Here is a 21,554-nt window from a genome sequence, read left to right as displayed (position 1 = left end):
TTAGAAAAATTATAAAGATGAAACATCCGAGTTTAAAATTATAATTAGACGAAATTAATATATAAAGGACGTTCCATCTGACCAAAAAATAATAAATAGTATCACATGAAAGGGAATTATAAGTTTTTACTGTTAGCATTCTTAATTGCTTTTGCTTCATGTAGCTTTACGAGTAAGAAGTTTGATGATAATCCAGACAAGGATAAACTGCTTATTCAGTTAATCACATATGTTTTAGATAATGGACATTTTAATCCACAGGACTTAAATGATAGTTTTTCTGAAAACGTTTTTGAAGATTATCTAAATCAGTTAGATCCATTCAAGAGGTATTTCTACGAGTCCGATATTAAAGAGTTTGAAGCTTTTAAAACCCAATTAGATGATCAGATAAAAGACTATGACGTCGCTTTTTTCAATTTAACATACGAGCGTCTGTTAAAACGAATTGAAGAATCGAAGGCCATTTATGCTGAAATTTTAGAAAAGCCTTTTGATTTTACAAAAGACGAAAGTTATACGGCTGACTATGAAACCTTAGAATACGTAAAAAATAAGCGCGAGATGAAAGAGCGTTGGAGACAACAACTTAAGTTTTCTACCATTGCTAATTATGACGATGCTATATCCCAACGAGATACCGATTTAGAATCAAATATGCTTCCTGAAAGTGTTTTTTCTGCTCAAAATGAAAAATCTAAAAAATCAGATAAGAAATCTTTAGCAGAGCTTGAAAAAGAAGCTAGAGAAGCAACTAAACGTTCGCTTGACGAGCTTTATGATTTTATTGATGATAGACAACGCAAAGATTGGTTTGCGGTATACATCAATGCCATAGTAGAAGAGTTTGATCCGCATACCTTCTACTTCGCACCAGAAGATAAAGACCGTTTTGATGTAGCTATGTCTGGTAACTTTGAAGGTATTGGAGCAAGGCTTCAGAAGAAAATGGATGCCATAATGGTAAACGAAATCATTAGTGGAGGGCCAGCTTGGAGAGCCAATGAGTTGGAAGTTGGTGATGAAATTTTAAAAGTGCGCCAATCAGACGAAGAAAAGCCGGTTAACGTTGTTGGTATGCGTTTAGATGATGCGATTAAGCTAATAAAAGGGCCTAAAGGTACAACAGTAGTTTTAACTTTAAAAAAGGTAGATGGCACAATAGAAGATATTTCTATAACAAGAGATATTGTTGAGTTGGAAGAAACGTATGCAAAATCATCTACTGTAATAAAAGACGATAAAAAGTTTGGGGTAATTAATCTCCCTAAGTTTTATGTTGATTTTGAAGATTATAAAAACAGAAATGCAGCTTCAGATATTAAGCAAGAAATCATAAGATTAAAGCAAGAGGGTGTTGAGGGTTTAGTGTTAGATTTAAGAAACAATGGTGGTGGATCGTTGCAGACAGTTGTAGATATAGCAGGCTTGTTTATAGAAGAAGGGCCTGTAGTACAAGTTAAAGAAACCGGTCAACCAAAAGAAGTGTTAAAAGATAGAGATAAGTCTATAGTTTGGGATGGGCCTTTGGTAATTTTAGTTAATGAATTATCAGCTTCAGCTTCCGAGATTTTAGCAGCTGCAATGCAAGATTACAAACGTGCTATTGTTATTGGTAGTAAGCAAACTTACGGAAAAGGAACTGTTCAGAATGTGTTAGACTTAAACCGATTGGTTCGTAATAATTCTAACGGAGATTTAGGAGCTTTAAAATTTACGACTCAGAAGTTTTACAGAGTCAACGGAGGCTCAACACAATTAGAAGGTGTTAAGAGTGATGTGGTAGTGCCAGATAGATATAGTTATATTGATATAGGTGAAAAAGATCAGGAAAATCCTTTGCCATGGGACAAAATAGATGCTGTAGATTATGAGGTTTGGGCTAATTACTTTGACTATGACACTACGATAGAAAAAAGTAAAGCGCGTATGGCAGCTAACGAGCAATTAAAATTAATTGACGCTAATGCTAAATGGGTAAAGAAAATCAGAGATCGTGAAAGCTATTCTTTAAACTATGAGAACTATAAAAAAGAAATGGAGCTTAATGAGGAAGAAGCAAAACGTTTTGAAAAACTATCAGAGTATAATACGAATTTAACATTCACTTCCTTGCCGTACGAGGTCGAATTAATGGAGCAAGACTCTGTTTTAAAAGAAAAACGTAATCGCTGGCACAAAAGTTTAGCTAAAGATGTATATATCGAAGAAGCTTTAAATGTATTGAATGATTTAAAGATGACTTATGCTATAAAAAATAAATTAGCAGAAGTGAAGAATTAAATATTAATGGGAAACCAAAGCAATTCTCTAACAAATTTAGCGCTTCAAAAGTTCAAAAAAAACTTTTGGGGCGTTTTAAGTTTAGGGGTAATTGCTTTTATAGGCTTGGTCTCGATTTTCGCCTATCTATTTGCTCCAGATGATTCTAGGAATGCTAATCAGATGCATTTGTCTATTCATTCTAAGTCACCAGGATTTGAGGTTCAGATGTTAACTATTCCATCCAATGTAGAATCTGAACAGAGTTTTTTATCTAAGTTGTTTTTTGGTTCTGAAAATTCAGATACAGAAATTCCGATCCAATCCTTCAAAGTACTGAATAATGAGTTGCACTTTGTAGAGTATGCCTCAGATGGCTTGCAAGGCATAGAAAAGCAAATTAGTTTAGATCGATTTCCAAATTCCGATTATAAAAGTTTTATAGAAAATCGGAGTTTCATTTTTGGAACAGATAAATATGGTAGAGACTATTTAAGCCGCATTTTAATCGGATCACGCATTTCGTTTTTTATTGGTTTTATAGCGGTTTTTATTTCTTTGGTAGTTGGTTTGCTTATGGGAAGTTTGGCAGGTTATTATGGCGGTAAGGTAGATGCTGTGATTATGTGGATTATCAATGTCACTTGGTCTATTCCAACCTTACTCTTGGTCATAGCTATAACCTTAGCATTGGGAAAAGGCTTCTGGCAGGTTTTTATAGCGGTTGGCTTAACAATGTGGGTAGAAGTGGCAAGAGTTGTAAGAGGTCAGATAATTAGTGCTAAAGAGATGCAATACGTTACTGCTGCGAGAGCTTTAGGATATACAGATTACAGAATTATAACAAAGCATATTTTACCTAATATTTTTGGACCTTTAATTGTAATTTCAGCAGCAAATTTTGCAGCGGCAATTCTCATCGAAAGTGGACTGAGTTTTTTAGGAATTGGAGCACAACCACCAATGGCCAGTTGGGGAGCTATGATAAAAGATCACTACAATTATATTATCCTTGGTAAACCGTATTTAGCACTAATTCCAGGGATTTGTATTATGCTATTAGTCATGGCATTTATGTTAGTGGGTAATGCTCTAAGAGATGCTCTAGATGTGAAAACTTAAGGTATTTTTTTCTTCCTTAGTTTTTTCTTCTACAGGTTTAAAAAATAATGACCAATTTTCTTCAGTGAGATGATTGGCAAACCAATCAGCTCTATATTCACCACCATTTCTAATTAGTGTTTCACCATTTGGTTTTATCGCAACATAAGAGCCGCATGAACTTTGGTTTAAAAAAATATTTTCTTTAAAAAAACCTTTTTTGTCAGTAAAGAAGTATTCATTGGGCTTTTCTTCTTTGTTTTTTAGTTCTATGCCTAGTTCAAATAGGCAAACAAAAAAGATACCTTTAGAAACAAGCACTTTTTTTATTGGTTTGATGAAACTCTTACGCTTATTTATTTCTCCTTTAGTCCATATGTCGTCTTTACTTGCATTGGTGCATAAATCCCCTTTGAAGAAGTATTCTATGATTATTGTGCTGCTATCAGTGATTTTAGAATTGGTAATATATTCAAGTTCTTTTCTTATAATTTCATAATCAAAAACTCCTTTTAGATATTTATTGTTACTCAATTTCACATATTCATTCCCATCCTTACCAATGTAACGCCAACTCGTAATAGATTTACCTAAACTTTTCTTTTTTTCAGTAATCTGTGAGTTTGGTATGGTGTCTCCCTGCTCATCAATATAAATTTCTTTCTGACTGGACACATAGTTTGTGAAGAATATAAAAATCAGAATAAATATTTTTTTTTCATTCATATAAATTGGGATTTAATCATGATTTTTTAACTCTTCAATCTCTTCGTTGGTAGTGTCAATAAAGTTTAAAACATCATCTTGACCAATTTTTTTAGATGACGAGGTAATAAAATAAGGAGGTAATTCTTCCCAAGTTTTTAATAATTCTCTGCAATAATCATCAACGTTTCTGTCTATGGCATTTGGTTTTAGCTTGTCAGCTTTTGTAAAAATAATTCCGAAGGGAATACCATTTTCACCCAAATATTGCATAAATTCTAAATCTATAGTTTGCGGTTTATGCCTTATATCAACAAGGACAAAAGCAGAAACCAACTGCTGCCTTTGCTCAAAATAGTTGGTGATAAACTTCTGAAATTTTTTCTTAGAGGTTTTTGAAACCTTTGCGTAACCATAGCCTGGTAAATCCACCAAATACCATTCATCATTGATGATAAAATGATTGATGAGTTGAGTTTTGCCTGGTCTGCCCGAAGTTTTTGCTAAACTTTTTCTATCGGTAAGCATGTTAATCAAAGACGATTTACCAACATTACTTCTTCCAATAAAAGCATATTCAGGTACACGATTCTTAGGGCATTTTGCCACATCAGAATTACTCATTACAAACTCAGCTGATTTTATCTTCATAGTACTTCCTGCAAAAGCAGGAATCTTTGTTTTGTTAAATAAATTAGAAGTTGCGACTTTCTAGCCAGCTATTTAATATTTTATTGAATTCTTCAGGATGTTCCATCATCGCTGCATGACCACATTTGTCAATCCAAAATAAATCAGAATCTGGTAAAAGTTCATGGAATTCTTCAGCAACTTCAGGCGGAGTTACAGTATCGTTTTTTCCCCAAATAATACAAGTTGGTGTTTGCATTTTTGGAAGATCTTTAGCCATGTTGTGTCTTATGGCACTTTTGGCAATGGCTAAGGTTTTTACTAATTTATTTCTGTCATTCACAGTTTCATAAACTTCATCCACAATTTCTTTTGTTGCAACGGCAGGGTCATAAAAAACATCTTGAGCTTTTTTCTTTATAACTTCATAGTCGCTACGTTTTGTGTAGCCACTACCCATGGCGCTTTCGTACAAACCAGAACTGCCTGTAATAACGAGGGCTTTTACTTTTTTGGGATATAGTTTTGTATGGTATAGACCTATGTGCCCACCTAAAGAATTTCCTAATAGAATAACACTGTCAAAACCTTTAAACTCTATAAAATCTTTTAAGTAGTTAGCAAAGCTTTTAACGTTGGTTTTTAAAAGCGACATCGTGTAGATTGGGAGTTCAGGAATGATGATCTTATAGCCATTATTGCTAAAAAAGTTGGTTACAGCGTCAAAATTACTCAATCCGCCCATCAAACCGTGAAGCACTATAATCGGTGTGCCTTCTCCTACCTCAATATATCTATAATCCTTTTCTTTTTTTAAAAGGTGTACCATCTATGACTTTAGTGCTTAATGTTAAAAACAAAAGTACATGATTTTTTTTATTTATAAATCACTTAAATATAAATGAATGAAATTACATGGACTAACGAAGTGGTTCTTGAGGTAAAACTAAATTTTATTGCTTTTAAAGCAAAATTTAGTTTCTATCAAAAACATATAACTAAATTCTTTTTAAAACAAACAGAATAATTGTCATTCAATCGGTTTCATCTAAAGATTCTTGTTCTCAATCTGTTGATAAATACCACTTCATTTTTTTCTTCTTAGGTGTTGATTTTATTGATTTTTTCAAGTGTCAAAAACATTAGAAATCAAAACTTATCAACAAAAGTGGGAACTTGTGGTAAAATGTGGTAATTTTTTCAATATATTTGATTCTTAAACCCTAAAAGCGGAAAATCGAGAGTTTTGAATTCTTTTATTGGAACATACGAGTGTAAAGCAGATGCTAAAGGGCGGCTGATGATTCCTGCTCCACTAAAGAAGCAATTGTCTGCTGCTTTACAGGATGGTTTTGTGCTTAAGCGTGCGGTGTTTCAGTCATGTTTAGAGTTGTATCCTATGTCAGAATGGAATGCTTTGATGGCCAAAGTCAATAAGCTGAATCGTTTCAAGAAAAAGAACAATGATTTTATCAGACGATTTACTGCAGGCGTAAAAGTGATAGAGGTTGATAATGCAGGTCGTTTGCTAATTCCAAAGGATTTAATGGGTTTTTCAGGAATAACAAAAGAGGTTGTATTGGCATCTGCTGTAAACATCATTGAGATATGGGATAAGGATAAATACGAACAGGCTATTGATGATGCTGCTTCAGATTTTGCAGATTTGGCTGAAGAAGTAATGGGACAAGATGATAACGATGGAATATCATAATGCGGTTTTACTTAAGGAAACGGTTGATGGTTTAAATATAAAGCCAGATGGTGTTTATGTCGATGTTACCTTCGGAGGTGGTGGTCACAGTAGGGAAATCTTATCGCGATTAGGTGCAGAGGGTAAGTTGTATGCCTTCGATCAAGATAAAGATGCATTAGCTAATAAAATTGATGATGATCGTTTTGTGCTTATCAATGAAAATTTTAGATACATCAAACGATTTTTAAGGTTCTATGGTGTTAAGGAGGTTGATGGTGTATTGGCAGATTTTGGTGTATCATCCCATCAGTTTGATGTAGCTGAACGTGGCTTTTCAACACGCTTTGAAGCAAAGTTGGATATGAGAATGAATCAGGAGAGTAAACTATCAGCGTATGAAGTCATTAATGAATATGAAGAGGAGCAGTTAAGGGAAGTATTGCTGCAATATGGCGAATTAAGACAAGCACCAGCTATGGCAAGAGTGATTGTTTCGGAGCGTAAGGTTGCGCCCATTGAAACAAGCGAACAATTAAAATTGGTGTTGAAGAAGTTTCTAAACCATAGAAAGGAGAACAAGATTTTAGCCCAAATCTACCAAGCTATAAGAATAGAGGTCAATCAAGAGATCGAAGTGTTGAAAGAGTTGCTTTTACAAATGCCGGAGATTTTAAGAAAAGGTGGAAGGTTAAGTTTTATATCCTACCACTCTCTGGAGGATAGACTAGTAAAACGTTTTATGAGAAGCGGAATGTTTGAGGGTGAGCCAGAGCGAGATATGTTTGGAAATTTTGAAGTGCCATTTAAAAGAGTAGGAGGCCTAATTGTGCCAACAGAATCAGAACTAAAAATGAATAATAGAGCGCGAAGTGCAAAACTTCGAATTGCTGAAAAAATATGAAGAAAAGTATCTACGGCATATTAAGGGGTAAGTTTCTGATCAGTGATGATTCGTTTAAAAATTGGCGCATCATCATTTTTATTTCATTCCTAGCCATCATTATGATAGCGAGCTCACATAGTGCAGATAGAAAGGTGCACGAGATTGCTAAACTAACCAATGAGGTAAAGGAATTAAGGTCTGCATTTGTTGATGGTCGTTCAAAACTGATGCGGTTAAAGATGGAATCGACCATCATTAATAAAGTGGCAGAAAAAGGAATTCATATTTCTGAAATTCCACCAACAAAAATTAGGGTAAAATCATCAGTTGAAAACTAAACTTTGGCAACAACAGAAACTAACATATTAAACAGATTATACTTTGTGGCAGGCACCATGTTTGTATTTGCACTTGCCGTGGTGTTTAAGTTGGTTAGTATTCAGTTTATCCAAGGTGAAGAATATCGTCAGCTTGCAGAGAAGCGCACGGTCAAGGATTTTGATATAGAGCCGAATCGTGGTAATGTGTACTCTGCGGACGGCAGCCTATTGGCAACCTCAATACCAAAATACGATATAAGACTTGATGCAGTGCAGGCGCAGCAAGCAGTGTTTGATGAGCACATTGGTGCTTTGGCAGATTCTCTTTCTGCTTACAAAGGTAAATCTGCCTCTTACTATAAAGATATTATTAGAAAAGCGAGAAAAAACAAAAACAGATATCTTCTACTTGCAAGGAATATTAGCTATTCAGATTACATAAGGTTAAGAAACTTTCCGTTGCTTAATAAAGGGGCTATTGGTGGTGGATTAATTGTTGAGCAAACTACCCGAAGAGAGCATCCAATGGGAGAAATAGCAGCGAGGTCTATTGGTTACGAACGTATTGACGAAAACCAATATGCTACTAGAGTTGGAATTGATGGAGCTTTTGGTGAAAAATATTTGCGTGGTGTTAAAGGAAAGCGCCTAAAACAAAAAATAGGGAATGGGCAATGGAAGCCTATTGCAGACTTTGATCAAATAGAACCACAGGATGGTTACGATTTATATACCACGATAGACGTTAATATTCAAGACATCGCCCACCACTCACTTTTAGGTCAGCTTGAAAAGTATGAGGCAGAGCATGGTTGCGTAGTGGTAATGGAAGTAAAAACAGGGGAAATTAGGGCAATTTCAAATCTGGCAAGAACCTCAAAAGGAACGTATTACGAAAAATTAAATTATGCAGTGGGTGAAAGTCATGAGCCTGGTTCTACCTTTAAGACCATGGCAATGATGGCTGCACTAGAGGATAAGGTCATTGATACATCTACAATTGTTGATACTAAAAACGGTACAAAATATTTTTATGGAAGAACCATTAGCGATTCACATCGTGGTGGTTATGGTAAAATATCGGCTGCAAAGGCCTTAGAGGTGTCTTCAAACATTGGTTTAGCAACTATTGTTGATGATCATTATTCCAATAACCCTGAAAAATTCTTAAATCGATTAAGTCAATGGAAATTAGATCAACCACTAGGTGTATCAATTATTGGTGAAGGAAAGCCAGATATTCCAAGACCTGGTGCTCCTAACTGGAGTAAAAATGCACTGCCATCCATGGCCTATGGTTATAACCTAACAATGACCCCTTTACAAACACTTGCATTCTATAATGCAATTGCAAATAATGGTCAGCTAATAAAACCGAGATTCATTCGCTCTGTAAAATCGTTTGATAAGGATATTGAAGTATTTGAAAAGAAAGTCTTAGTGGATAAAATCTGTTCAGGTAAAACCTTAACAGAAATAAAGGATATCCTCAAAAATATAGTCATAAGAGGTACAGGGGAGCGTATGTATTCCGAAACATTTTCTATGGCAGGTAAAACCGGTACAGCACGCACGGATTACGCCAATTATGAAGAATGGAAAAAAGACAAAAAATACATCTCTTCCTTTGCAGGTTATTTTCCTGCTGATAATCCTAAATACTCTTGCATCGTAGTGATTCATAAGCCAAGTACCAAGGTAGGGTATTATGGTGCTGATGTTTCTGGTCCAGTTTTTAAACGTATAGCACAAAAGATTTATACAGACACACCATTAATTGACGTAGTAAAAACTCTAGACTTTAAAAACAATCTTGTTAATCAAGATTATGAAAATTACTTCGAAAGCATAAACAAGTATAGGGAGTTAATGCCCAGTGTGGTTGGTATGCCAGCGATGGATGCTATCGCTTTGTTAGAAAATCTTCAGGTTGATGTTAAGGTAAAATTAAATGGCAGTGGCATTGTGAAATCTCAATCTGTTGAGAAGCATCAAAAGTTAGAACCAAATCAAACAATTGTCCTAGAAGCATCATGAAGATTTTAAAAGACATATTGTACAAGGTTACTATAAATGCTGTAGTAGGTAGTACAAGTGCTACGGTAAACAAAGTTGAATTCGATTCTAGAAAGGTCGAATCAAATGATGTTTTTGTAGCTATTAGAGGTACAATTACAGACGGCCATAAGTATATAGAAAAAGCTATCGAAGATGGTGCTATAGCGGTTGTTTGCGAAGTGTTGCCCGAAACATTACATGATGGAATTACTTATGTAGAAGTCGCTAATTCTAATCAGGCATTGGCTTTTATGGCTGCGAATTACTTTGAGCATCCTTCCGAAAATTTAAAGCTTGTTGGAGTTACAGGTACAAACGGTAAAACAACTGTTACGAGTTTATTATATCAGTTATTCAAAAAAGCAGGGTATAAAGTAGGATTATTGTCTACGGTAAAAATAATGGTAGATAATACCGAATATAAAGCAACCCATACAACACCAGATTCTTTAACCATCAATAAGTATTTAAAACTTATGAATGAAGAAGGTGTGGAGTTCTGTTTTATGGAAGCAAGTTCCCATGGTATTCATCAAAGTAGAACCGAAGGCTTAAAGTTTTCAGGTGGAGTTTTTACAAACCTCTCTCACGATCATTTAGATTATCATGAGTCTTTTGCAGAATATAGAGATGTAAAAAAATCATTTTTCGATCATCTACCAAAAGATGCATTTGCATTATCTAACATGGACGATAAAAATGGCTTGGTAATGCTACAAAATACTGAAGCCAAGAAGTATACTTATGCCTTAAAGAATTATGCCGATTACAGAGCACAGATTTTAGAAAACGAATTTAGCGGCTTATTATTAAAAGTAAATGAGAGTGAGCTCTGGACAAAACTGATAGGCAGTTTCAATGCCTACAACATTCTTGCAATTTATGGAGCCGCAGAATTATTGGGCTTAGAAAAAGATGAGATTTTAAGATTAATAAGCGAATTAGATAATGTATCTGGCCGTTTTCAGTATTTCATTTCAGACGAAAAAATAACTGCTATTGTTGACTATGCCCATACGCCAGACGCTTTAAAGAATGTATTAGAAACTATAAATAGTATTCGTACTAAAAATGAACAGCTAATTACAGTTGTTGGTTGTGGTGGAGATAGAGACAAAACCAAGCGTCCTAAGATGGCACATATTGCTTCGGCATTAAGTACAAAAGTGATTTTCACAAGTGATAATCCACGAAGCGAAGTTCCTGAAGCCATTATTGAAGACATGGAAAAAGGGGTAGAGCCTCAAAATTTCAAAAAAATAGTATCAATTACAGATAGAAAACAGGCGATTAAGACAGCATGTCAAATGGCAGAGGCTAAAGATATCATACTAATTGCAGGAAAAGGGCATGAGACGTATCAGGAAATAAAAGGTGAGCGCTTCGATTTTGATGACTATAAAACAGTACAAGAGTTCTTGAAGATGATGAAGAAATAATAGGGAGATGGTAAGAAACAAAATGACAAAAAAATAAATATAAATCGGTCACTGAGCTTGTCGAAGTGAAAACAATTACAAAACTAGATGCTATATTATTTATTTGAATATTTAGAAAAACAATTCCAATTCCCAGGAGCATCACTGTTTGGGTTCTTAACCTTTAGAGCGGCAATGGCAGTTATTTTGTCCTTGCTCATTTCTACCATTTATGGTAAGCGTATCATAGAGTTTTTACGTAAAAAGCAAGTTGGTGAAACTATACGCGATTTAGGCTTAGAAGGTCAGGTTGAAAAAGCAGGTACGCCAACTATGGGTGGACTTATAATTATTCTAGCGACGTTGCTTCCTGTATTATTGATTGCGAAACTAGAGAACATCTATATCATTCTACTCATCATTACGACACTATGGATGGGAACTATAGGTTTTATTGATGATTATATCAAAAAATTCAAAAACGATAAGCAAGGTCTTAAAGGTAAATTTAAAGTGCTTGGTCAGATTGGATTAGGTCTTATCGTTGGGTTAACCTTGTATTTTCATGAGGATGTAACCATAAAAGAAGAATTGCCACTTCAACAACAGCAACAATTATTAGCTGAAAACCCAAATATACCTGAAGCGCAGTTGTTTGATGTGGCTGAGAAGTCAACAAAAACAACGATTCCCTTTGTAAAAAATAATGAGTTTGATTATTCTGATGTAATCACTTGGATAAGCCCAGATTTAGACAGCTATGCTTGGATCATTTTCGTATTGGTGAGCATCATCATTGTAACAGCTGTATCTAATGGTGCAAATCTAACCGATGGCATCGATGGTTTAGCAGCAGGAACTTCTGCGATAGTGGTGCTGACCTTAGGAATTTTTGCATGGGTATCTGGTAACATCATCTTTTCTAAATACCTCAATATTATGTATATCCCTCATGTAGAGGAGATAACAATTTACATCGCCGCATTTGTAGGAGCACTCGTTGGGTTTTTATGGTACAACGCTTATCCAGCACAGGTATTTATGGGAGATACAGGAAGTTTGACCATAGGTGGAATCATTGCTGTAATAGCAATTGCGGTAAGAAAGGAATGGTTAATACCTGTGCTATGTGGCATTTTCTTAGCTGAAAACTTATCGGTAATGATGCAGGTGAGTTATTTCAAGTACACAAAGAAAAAATATGGTGAAGGCAGGCGGATTTTTAAGATGTCTCCATTGCACCATCATTATCAAAAATCAGGATATCACGAAAGTAAAATAGTCACTCGTTTTTGGATTGTAGGTATCCTATTAGCCATAATATCTATAGTGACATTGAAAATCAGGTAATGAAAAGACTCGTGATTCTTGGAGGTGGAGAAAGTGGTATAGGTACAGCGCTCTTAGGAAAGGCAAAAGGATATGACGTGTTTGTGTCCGATAAAGGAAAAATTAAGGAAAAGTACAGAGACGTTCTTTTAAATAATGAGATTGAATTTGAAGACGAGCAGCATACAGAATCTAAAATTCTGAATGCAGACATCGTCATGAAAAGTCCTGGGATACCAGATAAAGTGGCTTTGGTAAAACAGATTCGAGACGCTGGTATTAAAGTGGTTTCCGAGATTGAATTCGCTTCAAACTATACAGCTGCCACATTGGTGGCAATTACTGGTAGTAATGGCAAAACAACAACAGCAACCTTAACGCATCATTTGTTAAAACAAGAGTTAGATGTTGGGTTGGCAGGAAATATTGGTGACAGTTTCGCAAAGCAAATTCTGGAAAAAGACCATGGCAACTATGTATTGGAAGTAAGCAGTTTTCAGTTGGATGATATTCATGATTTTAAACCAAAAATTGCAGTCTTAACCAATATTACACCAGATCATCTAGACCGCTACGATTATAAGTTTGAAAACTATATCGCTTCAAAATTTAGAATTGTAGAAAACCAAACTAAAGATGATTATTTCATTTACGATGCAGATGATGAAGTCATAACAGATTGGTTAAAGAGTCATAAAATTCAATCTAAAAAGTTGCCTTTTTCGCTAACAAAAGAAATCGAAGAAGGCGCTTACTATAACAATAAAAATATAATAATAACAATAGATAACAACAAAATAATTATGCCAACAGAAAATATCGCCTTAGAAGGTAAACATAACATAAAAAACGCTATGGCAGCTTCTACTGTAGCGCATTTGCTCAAAATAAGAAAGCAGACCATTAGGGAGAGTTTAGAAAATTTTCAAGGAGTGGAGCACCGTTTAGAACATGTGCTAAAGATTAATAAAGTGCAGTACATCAACGACTCTAAAGCTACTAATGTTAATGCTACTTATTTTGCTTTAGAAAGTATGAGTGCACCTACCGTTTGGATAGTTGGTGGTGTGGATAAAGGCAATGATTACAAGGAATTATTTCCTTTTGTTAACGAAAAAGTTAAGGCAATTATTTGTCTTGGTGTCGATAATAAAAAGCTGTTTGAAGCCTTTGGCAATATGGTAGACGTGATAGTCGAAACTCAATTTATGAGCGAGGCTGTTAAAATTGCATATAAGATAGCTGAAGCTGGTGATAATGTGTTATTGTCTCCGGCATGTGCCAGCTTCGATTTATTTGAAAACTATGAAGATAGAGGACGTCAATTTAAAGATGCGGTAAGAAATTTATAATAAAATAAAAGTTGAATTAGGGAGGCAACTATAAAAGGTTAAGCGTGCAAAATATTTTTTCACAAATAAAAGGGGATAGAGCAATATGGGCAATAGTAACACTATTGGCTATATTCTCATTTTTACCGGTATATAGTGCTGCTAGTAATTTGGCATATGTTGGCGGTACGGGTAATACCTTTTCTTTTTTTGTGAAGCACTTTATGCATCTTTCCTTAGGTTTTGCAATTATGTACGCGGTGCATAAAATTCCGTATAGGTATTTTAAAGGACTCTCCATGGTGCTGATTCCTGTAGTTTTGGTACTTCTCCTAATTACAATTTTACAAGGTTCAACCAATGCTCAAGGGACAAACACAAGCCGTTGGATACAAATTCCAATTGTAAATATGTCGTTTCAGACATCTACGTTTGCAGCAGTTGTTTTAATGGTGTACGTGGCTCGTTATCTTTCAAAGATTAGAGAAAAAAGTGTAAGTTTTAAAGAAACTGTTTTGCCACTTTGGGGACCGGTATTTTTTGTGCTAATCCTTATTCTTCCAGCCAATTTTTCTACAACAGCAATCATATTTACTATGGTAATGATGCTCGCATTCATAGGTGGTTATCCAATAAAATATCTCGCAGTAATAATTGGTTCAGGATTGTTGGCTTTGGTGCTATTTATTTTGGTAGCAAAGGCATTTCCAGATGCAATGCCTAATCGTGTGGATACATGGATGAGCAGAATTGAAAATTTTGCAAATGGTGAAGATACTGAAGAAGATTATCAAATAGAAAAAGCAAAAATTGCCATTGCAACAGGTATAAAGCCATTAGGTCCGGGCAAAAGTGTTCAGAAAAACTTTTTACCACAATCGTCATCAGATTTCATATTCGCAATCATTATTGAAGAGTACGGACTGCTTGGTGGTATATTTTTATTGGTTATGTATTCTTGGTTACTGTTAAGGATAGTGGTGGTCTCACAAAAAGCAGATACCACTTTCGGAATGTTGTTGGTACTAGGGGTTGGTCTGCCAATTGTATTTCAGGCACTAATTAATATGGCTGTGGCAGTTGAATTATTTCCGGTAACAGGGCAAACCTTACCATTAATAAGTAGTGGCGGTACGTCCATTTGGATGACCTGTATGGCAATAGGAATAATATTAAGTGTTAGTGCAAAACGCCAAGAAATAAAAGAAAATGAAGTGTTAGAGGGTGATAACCCTTTAGATATTTTAAGTGAAACAATTTAAAGTAATAACAGGAGAGTGAAATGTCAGGTTGAGCGCAGTCGAAACCGCAAAGAAAGTAGAATTATTAAAATTGAACAATAAAGAAACATATCGATTTATTCTTTCAGGTGGTGGTACAGGAGGTCATATTTACCCTGCTATCGCTATTGCTAACGAATTAAAATCGCGTTATCCAGACGCTGAATTTTTATTTGTGGGTGCATCAGACCGTATGGAAATGGATAAAGTACCTCAAGCGGGTTATAAAATTGAAGGCCTTTGGATATCAGGGATTCAAAGAAAGCTCACGCTAAAGAATTTAATGTTTCCTTTTAAGTTGATAACAAGCTTATTGAGATCAAGAAAAATAATAAAAACCTTTAAGCCAGATGTGGTAATCGGTACTGGTGGATTTGCAAGCGGACCATTACTACAAATGGCGACATCTAAAGGTGTGCCGTGTTTAATTCAAGAGCAGAACTCATATCCTGGAATTACTAATAAGCTATTAGGCAAAAAAGTGGATACCATTTGTGTGGCTTATGAGGGTTTGGAAAAATTCTTTCCAAAAGAAAAACTAAGACTTACAGGTAACCCCATACGTAAAGACTTGTTAGCCGTAAAAGGAAAGCACATTGAAGGCAAGGATGTTTTTAAGCTTATTCATAGTAAATATACACTATTGGTATTAGGTGGTAGTCTCGGGGCAAGACGTATTAATGAATTAATAGAGGCTAACCTCACTTTTTTTGAAGAACAAAATGTGCAGCTCATTTGGCAATGCGGTAAGTTGTATTACGATACGTATAAGCAGTATAATGATTTAAAACATGTTCAAGTGCATGCCTTTTTAAATAATATGGACATGGCCTATGCGGCTGCGGATGTTATTATTTCAAGAGCTGGAGCTATTTCAGTTTCTGAACTTTGTATTGTTGGTAAGCCAACCATTTTTATACCCTCGCCTAATGTTGCTGAAGATCATCAAACAAAAAATGCACTTGCTGTTGCAGAGAAAAATGCAGCGATCTTAATCAAGGAGAGCGAATTGGATAATGAATTTCAAAAACAATTTTCTGAATTGATTACAAACCATGATAAGCAATCAGAATTAAGTAAAAACATAGAGGCTTTAGCACTTGTTAATGCGACAAAAGATATTGTTGATGAAGTTGAAAAATTATTAAAAAATAAATGAACCTAAAAGCTATAAATAACATCTATTTTATCGGTATTGGTGGTATCGGTATGAGTGCATTGGCACGTTATTTTGTAGCTAATGGCAAAAATGTTGCTGGTTACGATAAAACACCTTCGGATATCACTGAGAGTTTACAGGAATTAGGTGTTAAGGTTCATTTTAATGATAGTGTTTATGAAGTTAAACCAGAGTTTTTAAATAAAGAAAATACTTTGGTAGTATACACACCAGCAATCCCAAAAAATCATTCAGAGTTCAACTACTTTAAGGATAATGGTTTTAAGGTGTATAAACGTTCTCAAGTACTGGGCGAAGTTACGAAGCAAACGACCTGTCTTGCTGTTGCAGGAACACATGGTAAAACAACAACAACTAGCATTTTAGGACATTTATTGAATGAGTGTAATGTGCCAGTCACAGCTTTCTTGGGTGGAATTAGTGAAAATTATAACTCTAACTTAATTCTAAATGGCACCGAAGTTACAGTAGTCGAGGCCGATGAGTTCGATCGTTCTTTTTTAACCTTATCCCCAGATTTGGCTTGTATCACTTCGATGGATGCTGACCATCTTGATATTTATGGCGATGCAACTGAACTCATAAAAACATTTAAGGCATTTTCAGAATGTATAAAACCTCATGGTAAGCTTTTTGTAAAAAATGGGTTGCCATTAAAAGGTATTACATACGGTGTGGATGACAACGCTGATTATAGCGCAAAAAATATTAGAATAGTAAACGGCAGTTATGTGTTTGATGTGCAAACACCTAACGGAATACATAAAGATTTTCAATTTAACCTACCTGGTAGACATAATTTGTCGAATGCAATAATCGCCTTGGCGATGGCTGCTGACTACGGTTGCCCTCACAACCAGCTCGCCAAGGGTTTAGCATCTTACAAAGGGGTTAAAAGACGATTTACCTACCAGATTAAAACTGACAATTTTGTGTTTATTGATGATTATGCACACCATCCTGAAGAGATAAATGCAGTACACCAAGCCGTAAGAGAAATGTATCCAGATAAAAAGGTATTGGCAATATTTCAACCGCATTTGTACAGTCGAACCAAAGATTTTGTCGATGGGTTTGCCGATAGTCTTTCAAAATTTGATGAAATATTGCTGTTAGATATATATCCAGCAAGGGAATTACCAATTGAAGGGGTGACTTCGCAGTGGTTGTTAAACAAGATTGAAAACCCTAATAAAAAGTTGATTTCCAAATCAGCAATTATTGATGAAATTAAACGATCTCATGCGCATGTTGTTTTAACAATAGGTGCTGGAGATATTGGAGTAGAAGTAAAACATATAAAAGAAGCCTTTAGTGTTGCGAGTTAATCTTAACTACATAAAAGTCATAGTATTGCTAATTTTGGTTGGCTTCCTTTTTGCGTTTTCTAACTACAGAAATGACAACAGAAAAGTACATGAGCCAAACATAGAATTTATTGGGGAAAATAAGTTGTTCATCACAGAAGCAACTGTTAGTAAATTGTTAATACAAAATCAGGGCTCGGTTACGGGACAACCTAAAGAAATTATAGATTTGAACGATTTAGAAGCTGCCCTAAATTCTAATCCAATGATAAAGAAAGCTGAGGTGTTTATGTCAGTAAACGGCAAACTTTCAGCAGAAATTGAACAAAAACGACCTATCGCTAGAGTGCATACTAATGCATCATATTATATAGATGACGAAGGGTTTTACATGCCGTTGTCATCAAATTATGCAGCTAGAGTACCATTAGTTACTGGTAATATTAGGAAAAACAACCTTAAAACAGTATTTCAGTTTGCAAAGGCTGTAGATGAGGACGAATTCTTAAAAAAACATGTCATTGAAATTCATCAAAACGATGATGAAACCATTGATTTTAAAATTAGAAAGAGCAATTTTAAAGTTCATTTAGGAACCTTAAAACAGCTTGAAAAGAAGATAAATAATTTTAAGGCTTTTTATCAGAAAGCTTTAAAAGATAAGATTTTAGATAATTATAAGCTTGTAAATCTCAAATTTGACGAACAAGTGATTTGCACCAAAATTTAGACTATGGACAAGCATCATCAAATTTCGGTAGGTTTAGATATAGGAACCACAAAAATTGTGGCCATGATTGGTCGCAAAAATGAGTACGGTAAAGTAGAGATACTCGGTGTGGGTAAATCCAAAAGCTTGGGTGTGCATCGTGGTGTGGTAAACAATATCACACAGACCATACAATCCATCCAACAAGCGGTGCAAGAAGCAGAAGCTGCAGCATCAGAAAAAATCGAAGATGTCACTGTGGGCATTGCAGGTCAACACATTCGTAGTTTACAGCATAGTGATTACATCACAAGACCAAATTCCGAATTGGTTATCGATGAAACAGATATCGATCGTTTAATAAACCAAGTTCATAAACTGGTAATGCTTCCAGGTGAAGAGATTATTCATGTGTTACCACAAGAATTCAAAGTTGATGGCCAAGCAGAGATAAAAGAACCTATAGGTATGTATGGCGGAAGGTTAGAAGCCAACTTCCATGTAGTTGTTGGTCAAGTCTCTTCTATCAGAAACATCGGTCGTTGTGTAAAAAGTTCTGGATTAGAGTTAGAGGGGATTACCTTAGAGCCTTTAGCATCCGCAAATGCTGTATTGAGTCAGGAAGAAAAAGAAGCAGGCGTGGCTTTAATAGATATAGGTGGTGGAACAACCGATTTAGCAGTATTTAAAGATGGTATTATTCGCCATACAGCAGTAATTCCGTTTGGTGGTAATGTTATTACGGAAGACATTAAAGAAGGCTGTTCAATCATTGAAAAACAAGCCGAATTATTAAAAATAAAGTTTGGATCAGCCTGGCCAGGCGAAAACAAGGATAACGAAATCGTTTCTATTCCAGGATTACGAGGAAGAGAGCCAAAAGAAATTACACTAAAGAACCTATCAAAGATAATACATGCCAGAGTGGTAGAAATCATTGAGCAGGTCTATGTAGAAATTAAAAACTACGGACACGAAGAGCAAAAGAAAAAATTGATCGCAGGTATCGTGTTAACTGGAGGAGGAAGCCAGTTAAAACATCTAAAGCAATTAGTGGAATACATTACAGGAATGGATACAAGAATAGGGTATCCTAATGAGCATATAGCAGGTGATAGTGATGACGAAATTGCTAGCCCATTATTTGCTACAGCAGTAGGTTTAGTAATGGATGGTCTTAAAAAACAAGATCGTAAAAGAGCGGAGCGATTACATGAAGAAGTACTTAATACTCCTGAAAGTAATACAGGGCAAGAAGCTGAGCAAGAACAAGTAATTGAAGAACCTAAAAAAGAACGTCGTTCGTTTTTGGACAAGTTAACCGAACGTGTTAAAGAATTTTTAGACAACGCAGAGTAGATAATTAATTAATCAAGATATATAAAATCCCAAAATCTCAAAAAATATGAGTAGTAGCAACGAATTTGGAAACATCTCATTTGATTTACCTAAACACCAGTCTAATGTGATAAAGGTCATTGGTGTTGGTGGTGGTGGTAGTAATGCCATTAACCATATGTTTCAGCAAGGTATTAAAGGCGTAGATTTTGTCATATGTAATACAGATGCGCAAGCACTTCAAAGTAGCGGTGTTCCAAATAAAATACAATTAGGCGTTAACCTTACCGAAGGATTGGGTGCTGGTGCTAACCCAGATGTAGGTGAGCAAGCAGCAGTAGAAAGCTTAGAAGACATTCGCAGAATGTTGGATACCAATACCAAAATGATATTTATTACTGCCGGAATGGGAGGGGGTACAGGTACTGGTGCTGCACCCATCATCGCAAAAATGGCTAAGGAATTAGATATTCTTACCGTTGGTATCGTTACAATGCCGTTTCAGTTTGAAGGTAAAATGCGTAACGAACAAGCCCAACGTGGTATCGAAAATCTTAGAGAGCACGTAGATTCACTAATTGTTATTAATAACAACAAGCTACGCGAAGTTTATGGTAATCTTGGCTTTAAAGCAGGTTTCTCTAAAGCAGATGAAGTCTTATCCACGGCATCTAGAGGTATAGCAGAAGTTATAACACATCACTACACACAAAACATCGATTTACGTGATGCTAAAACAGTATTAAGTAATAGCGGTACAGCCATTATGGGATCGGCTACAGCTTCTGGTCAAGCCAGAGCACAAGAAGCTATTATGAAAGCTTTAGATTCACCATTGTTAAATGATAATAAAATTACTGGAGCTAAAAACGTATTGTTGCTTATCGTTTCTGGTTCTCAGGAAATTACCATTGACGAAATAGGTGAGATTAACGATCATATTCAAAATGAGGCAGGTCATGGCGCTAACATCATTATGGGTGTTGGTGAAGATGAGTCATTACAAGAGTCTATTGCGGTAACGATTATCGCAACAGGTTTTGATATCGATCAACAGAACGAAATCTCTAATACCGAAACTAAAAAAGTAATTCATGCTTTAGAGGAAGAAGTCATAGAAGAAGTAAGTACGCAAGAAAAAGAGCCTGCAATCATTACTCCAGATATCGTTTTAGAAGAAAAGAAAGTAGATTCTATAGTGCGCCATACGCTTTTAGAGGAGGACGAAACAGAAATGTCTTCTAATTATGATATGGATTTAATTTCAACTACCGATGTATTGAGAAATATGGAGGTAGTGTATGATGAAGTTTTAGATACCAACGCCGAATTAGATGTAGAGCCAGAGGAATTCATCATAACACCAATTGTGAATAAGGCAGAGCCTATCATAGAAGAAAAAGAAGAGCAGATTACATTAACCTTTGATTTGCCATTGTCTAACAATGAACCAGAAACAATAGAAGAACCTGAATCTGGCGAAGAGATGATGTTCTTTAGTTTGGATGATGAGGTAAAAGATATTAATGTTAATCAGCCTGTTGAAATTATTTCAGTAACTGAGGTTAACGAAACTGGAGAGAAACGTTATGCATTAGATGATGTAGAAACCTATGAGTCTTCAATGAACACTAAGTTAAAAACTGAGGTAAAAGAAGAAATTGTTTTTGAAAAGAAAGTACTTCCGGTTAATGAAACCCAAGAAATTACCGAGGAAGAAATAGACCCAATGAATAGCCCAATATCTGACTTAATAAAAGCTCGAGCAGATGAACGTAGAAAACACATGAAAGAGTTTAATTATAAGTTCAATAACGCTAAAATTGACGAAATAGAAAAAGAGCCTGCTTACAAAAGACAAGGTGTTAGTTTAGAAAATGCACAGCATTCTTCCGAAACAAATGCTTCAAGATTATCTGTTGGCACAGATGATAATGATGACATTCAGTTAAGAAGTAATAATTCATTCTTGCACGATAACGTAGATTAATAGCAAATTCAGTTAAG

General features: G+C 35.3%; 18 protein-coding genes. 15 read left to right on the top strand and 3 right to left on the bottom strand.

Annotation, left to right across the window (positions count from 1 at the left end):
• Positions 1-105: 105 nt before the first annotated feature.
• Positions 106-2,283 (top strand): carboxy terminal-processing peptidase, encoded by a 2,178-nt coding sequence (locus tag ACPX19_RS02920; protein WP_426431384.1) that lies wholly within the window; start codon positions 106-108, stop codon positions 2,281-2,283.
• Between the two features lie 6 nt (positions 2,284-2,289).
• Entirely contained in the window at positions 2,290-3,384 is a 1,095-nt protein-coding gene (locus tag ACPX19_RS02915; RefSeq protein ID WP_426431383.1) for an ABC transporter permease, read from the top strand.
• On the opposite strand, the gene ACPX19_RS02910 is transcribed toward ACPX19_RS02915, so the two are convergent.
• Genes ACPX19_RS02910 through ACPX19_RS02900 form a run of 3 tightly spaced genes read right to left on the bottom strand, consistent with a single transcriptional unit; the run spans position 3,367 to position 5,527 of the window.
• Positions 3,367-4,089 carry a hypothetical protein gene (locus ACPX19_RS02910; protein ID WP_426431382.1) on the bottom strand — a complete coding sequence of 241 codons (723 nt, stop codon included), beginning with the start codon at positions 4,087-4,089 and terminating at the stop codon, positions 3,367-3,369. The two genes, ACPX19_RS02915 and ACPX19_RS02910, sit on opposite strands and share 18 nt — an antisense overlap.
• Before the next feature lie 12 nt (positions 4,090-4,101).
• On the bottom strand, positions 4,102-4,719 hold the full coding sequence (gene yihA / locus ACPX19_RS02905) for a ribosome biogenesis GTP-binding protein YihA/YsxC (protein ID WP_426431381.1): 618 nt from the start codon (positions 4,717-4,719) through the stop codon (positions 4,102-4,104).
• A gap of 43 nt (positions 4,720-4,762) precedes the next feature.
• Positions 4,763-5,527 carry an alpha/beta fold hydrolase gene (locus ACPX19_RS02900; protein ID WP_426431380.1) on the bottom strand — a complete coding sequence of 255 codons (765 nt, stop codon included), beginning with the start codon at positions 5,525-5,527 and terminating at the stop codon, positions 4,763-4,765.
• 417 nt (positions 5,528-5,944) lie between these two features.
• Here ACPX19_RS02900 and mraZ point away from each other — a divergent pair, with 417 nt between their 5' ends.
• The 13 genes from mraZ (at position 5,945) to ftsZ (ending at position 21,537) form a co-directional block, all read left to right on the top strand.
• Positions 5,945-6,412, top strand: a complete 468-nt coding sequence (gene mraZ, locus ACPX19_RS02895) for a division/cell wall cluster transcriptional repressor MraZ (protein ID WP_426431378.1) — start codon at positions 5,945-5,947, stop codon at positions 6,410-6,412.
• A complete protein-coding gene (rsmH, locus tag ACPX19_RS02890; RefSeq protein ID WP_426431377.1) occupies positions 6,399-7,295 on the top strand; it encodes a 16S rRNA (cytosine(1402)-N(4))-methyltransferase RsmH in 897 nt (298 codons plus the stop codon). Before mraZ ends, rsmH begins: the two co-directional genes overlap by 14 nt.
• Positions 7,292-7,615, top strand: coding sequence for an FtsL-like putative cell division protein (locus ACPX19_RS02885; protein WP_426431376.1), 324 nt, complete (start codon positions 7,292-7,294; stop codon positions 7,613-7,615). Before rsmH ends, ACPX19_RS02885 begins: the two co-directional genes overlap by 4 nt.
• 57 nt (positions 7,616-7,672) lie before the next feature.
• Entirely contained in the window at positions 7,673-9,634 is a 1,962-nt protein-coding gene (locus ACPX19_RS02880; protein ID WP_426432422.1) for a penicillin-binding protein, read from the top strand.
• Positions 9,631-11,094 (top strand): UDP-N-acetylmuramoyl-L-alanyl-D-glutamate--2,6-diaminopimelate ligase, encoded by a 1,464-nt coding sequence (locus ACPX19_RS02875; RefSeq protein ID WP_426431375.1) that lies wholly within the window; start codon positions 9,631-9,633, stop codon positions 11,092-11,094. Before ACPX19_RS02880 ends, ACPX19_RS02875 begins: the two co-directional genes overlap by 4 nt.
• Positions 11,095-11,181: 87 nt before the next feature.
• Positions 11,182-12,423: a phospho-N-acetylmuramoyl-pentapeptide-transferase gene (gene mraY, locus ACPX19_RS02870; protein ID WP_426431374.1), complete on the top strand. Its 1,242-nt coding sequence runs from the start codon at positions 11,182-11,184 to the stop codon at positions 12,421-12,423.
• The gene (gene murD / locus ACPX19_RS02865) at positions 12,423-13,754 is read left to right on the top strand and encodes a UDP-N-acetylmuramoyl-L-alanine--D-glutamate ligase (protein WP_426431373.1); all 1,332 of its coding nucleotides are present in this window, start codon (positions 12,423-12,425) and stop codon (positions 13,752-13,754) included. Before mraY ends, murD begins: the two co-directional genes overlap by 1 nt.
• Before the next feature lie 44 nt (positions 13,755-13,798).
• The gene (locus ACPX19_RS02860; RefSeq protein ID WP_426431371.1) at positions 13,799-14,995 is read left to right on the top strand and encodes an FtsW/RodA/SpoVE family cell cycle protein; all 1,197 of its coding nucleotides are present in this window, start codon (positions 13,799-13,801) and stop codon (positions 14,993-14,995) included.
• A gap of 70 nt (positions 14,996-15,065) precedes the next feature.
• On the top strand, positions 15,066-16,172 hold the full coding sequence (murG, locus tag ACPX19_RS02855; protein WP_426431370.1) for an undecaprenyldiphospho-muramoylpentapeptide beta-N-acetylglucosaminyltransferase: 1,107 nt from the start codon (positions 15,066-15,068) through the stop codon (positions 16,170-16,172).
• Positions 16,169-17,521, top strand: coding sequence for a UDP-N-acetylmuramate--L-alanine ligase (gene murC, locus ACPX19_RS02850; protein WP_426431369.1), 1,353 nt, complete (start codon positions 16,169-16,171; stop codon positions 17,519-17,521). The genes murG and murC overlap by 4 nt, the downstream gene beginning before the upstream one ends.
• On the top strand, positions 17,508-18,230 hold the full coding sequence (locus tag ACPX19_RS02845) for a cell division protein FtsQ/DivIB (RefSeq protein WP_426431367.1): 723 nt from the start codon (positions 17,508-17,510) through the stop codon (positions 18,228-18,230). The genes murC and ACPX19_RS02845 overlap by 14 nt, the downstream gene beginning before the upstream one ends.
• A gap of 3 nt (positions 18,231-18,233) precedes the next feature.
• On the top strand, positions 18,234-19,568 hold the full coding sequence (ftsA, locus tag ACPX19_RS02840) for a cell division protein FtsA (protein ID WP_426431366.1): 1,335 nt from the start codon (positions 18,234-18,236) through the stop codon (positions 19,566-19,568).
• 46 nt (positions 19,569-19,614) lie between these two features.
• Positions 19,615-21,537, top strand: coding sequence for a cell division protein FtsZ (gene ftsZ / locus ACPX19_RS02835; RefSeq protein WP_426431364.1), 1,923 nt, complete (start codon positions 19,615-19,617; stop codon positions 21,535-21,537).
• Positions 21,538-21,554 lie beyond the last annotated feature (17 nt).

Source organism: Winogradskyella sp. HB-48 (assembly GCF_049942685.1).
Taxonomy (GTDB): Bacteria; Bacteroidota; Bacteroidia; order Flavobacteriales; family Flavobacteriaceae; genus Winogradskyella.
This window is presented reverse-complemented; position numbering and strand designations above follow the sequence as displayed.

Bases quoted from the DNA above. Each gene is read 5' to 3' on its own strand.
- ACPX19_RS02920 (WP_426431384.1), top strand. From the start codon at position 106: ATGAAAGGGAATTATAAGTTTTTACTGTTAGCATTCTTAATTGCTTTT.
- ACPX19_RS02910 (WP_426431382.1), bottom strand. From the start codon at position 4,089: ATGAATGAAAAAAAAATATTTATTCTGATTTTTATATTCTTCACAAAC.
- yihA (WP_426431381.1), bottom strand. From the start codon at position 4,719: ATGAAGATAAAATCAGCTGAGTTTGTAATGAGTAATTCTGATGTGGCA.
- ACPX19_RS02900 (WP_426431380.1), bottom strand. From the start codon at position 5,527: ATGGTACACCTTTTAAAAAAAGAAAAGGATTATAGATATATTGAGGTA.
- mraY (WP_426431374.1), top strand. From the start codon at position 11,182: ATGCTATATTATTTATTTGAATATTTAGAAAAACAATTCCAATTCCCA.
- ACPX19_RS02885 (WP_426431376.1), top strand. From the start codon at position 7,292: ATGAAGAAAAGTATCTACGGCATATTAAGGGGTAAGTTTCTGATCAGT.
- ACPX19_RS02915 (WP_426431383.1), top strand. From the start codon at position 2,290: ATGGGAAACCAAAGCAATTCTCTAACAAATTTAGCGCTTCAAAAGTTC.
- rsmH (WP_426431377.1), top strand. From the start codon at position 6,399: ATGGAATATCATAATGCGGTTTTACTTAAGGAAACGGTTGATGGTTTA.
- ACPX19_RS02875 (WP_426431375.1), top strand. From the start codon at position 9,631: ATGAAGATTTTAAAAGACATATTGTACAAGGTTACTATAAATGCTGTA.
- murD (WP_426431373.1), top strand. From the start codon at position 12,423: ATGAAAAGACTCGTGATTCTTGGAGGTGGAGAAAGTGGTATAGGTACA.
- ftsZ (WP_426431364.1), top strand. From the start codon at position 19,615: ATGAGTAGTAGCAACGAATTTGGAAACATCTCATTTGATTTACCTAAA.
- murC (WP_426431369.1), top strand. From the start codon at position 16,169: ATGAACCTAAAAGCTATAAATAACATCTATTTTATCGGTATTGGTGGT.
- ACPX19_RS02880 (WP_426432422.1), top strand. From the start codon at position 7,673: ATGTTTGTATTTGCACTTGCCGTGGTGTTTAAGTTGGTTAGTATTCAG.
- ftsA (WP_426431366.1), top strand. From the start codon at position 18,234: ATGGACAAGCATCATCAAATTTCGGTAGGTTTAGATATAGGAACCACA.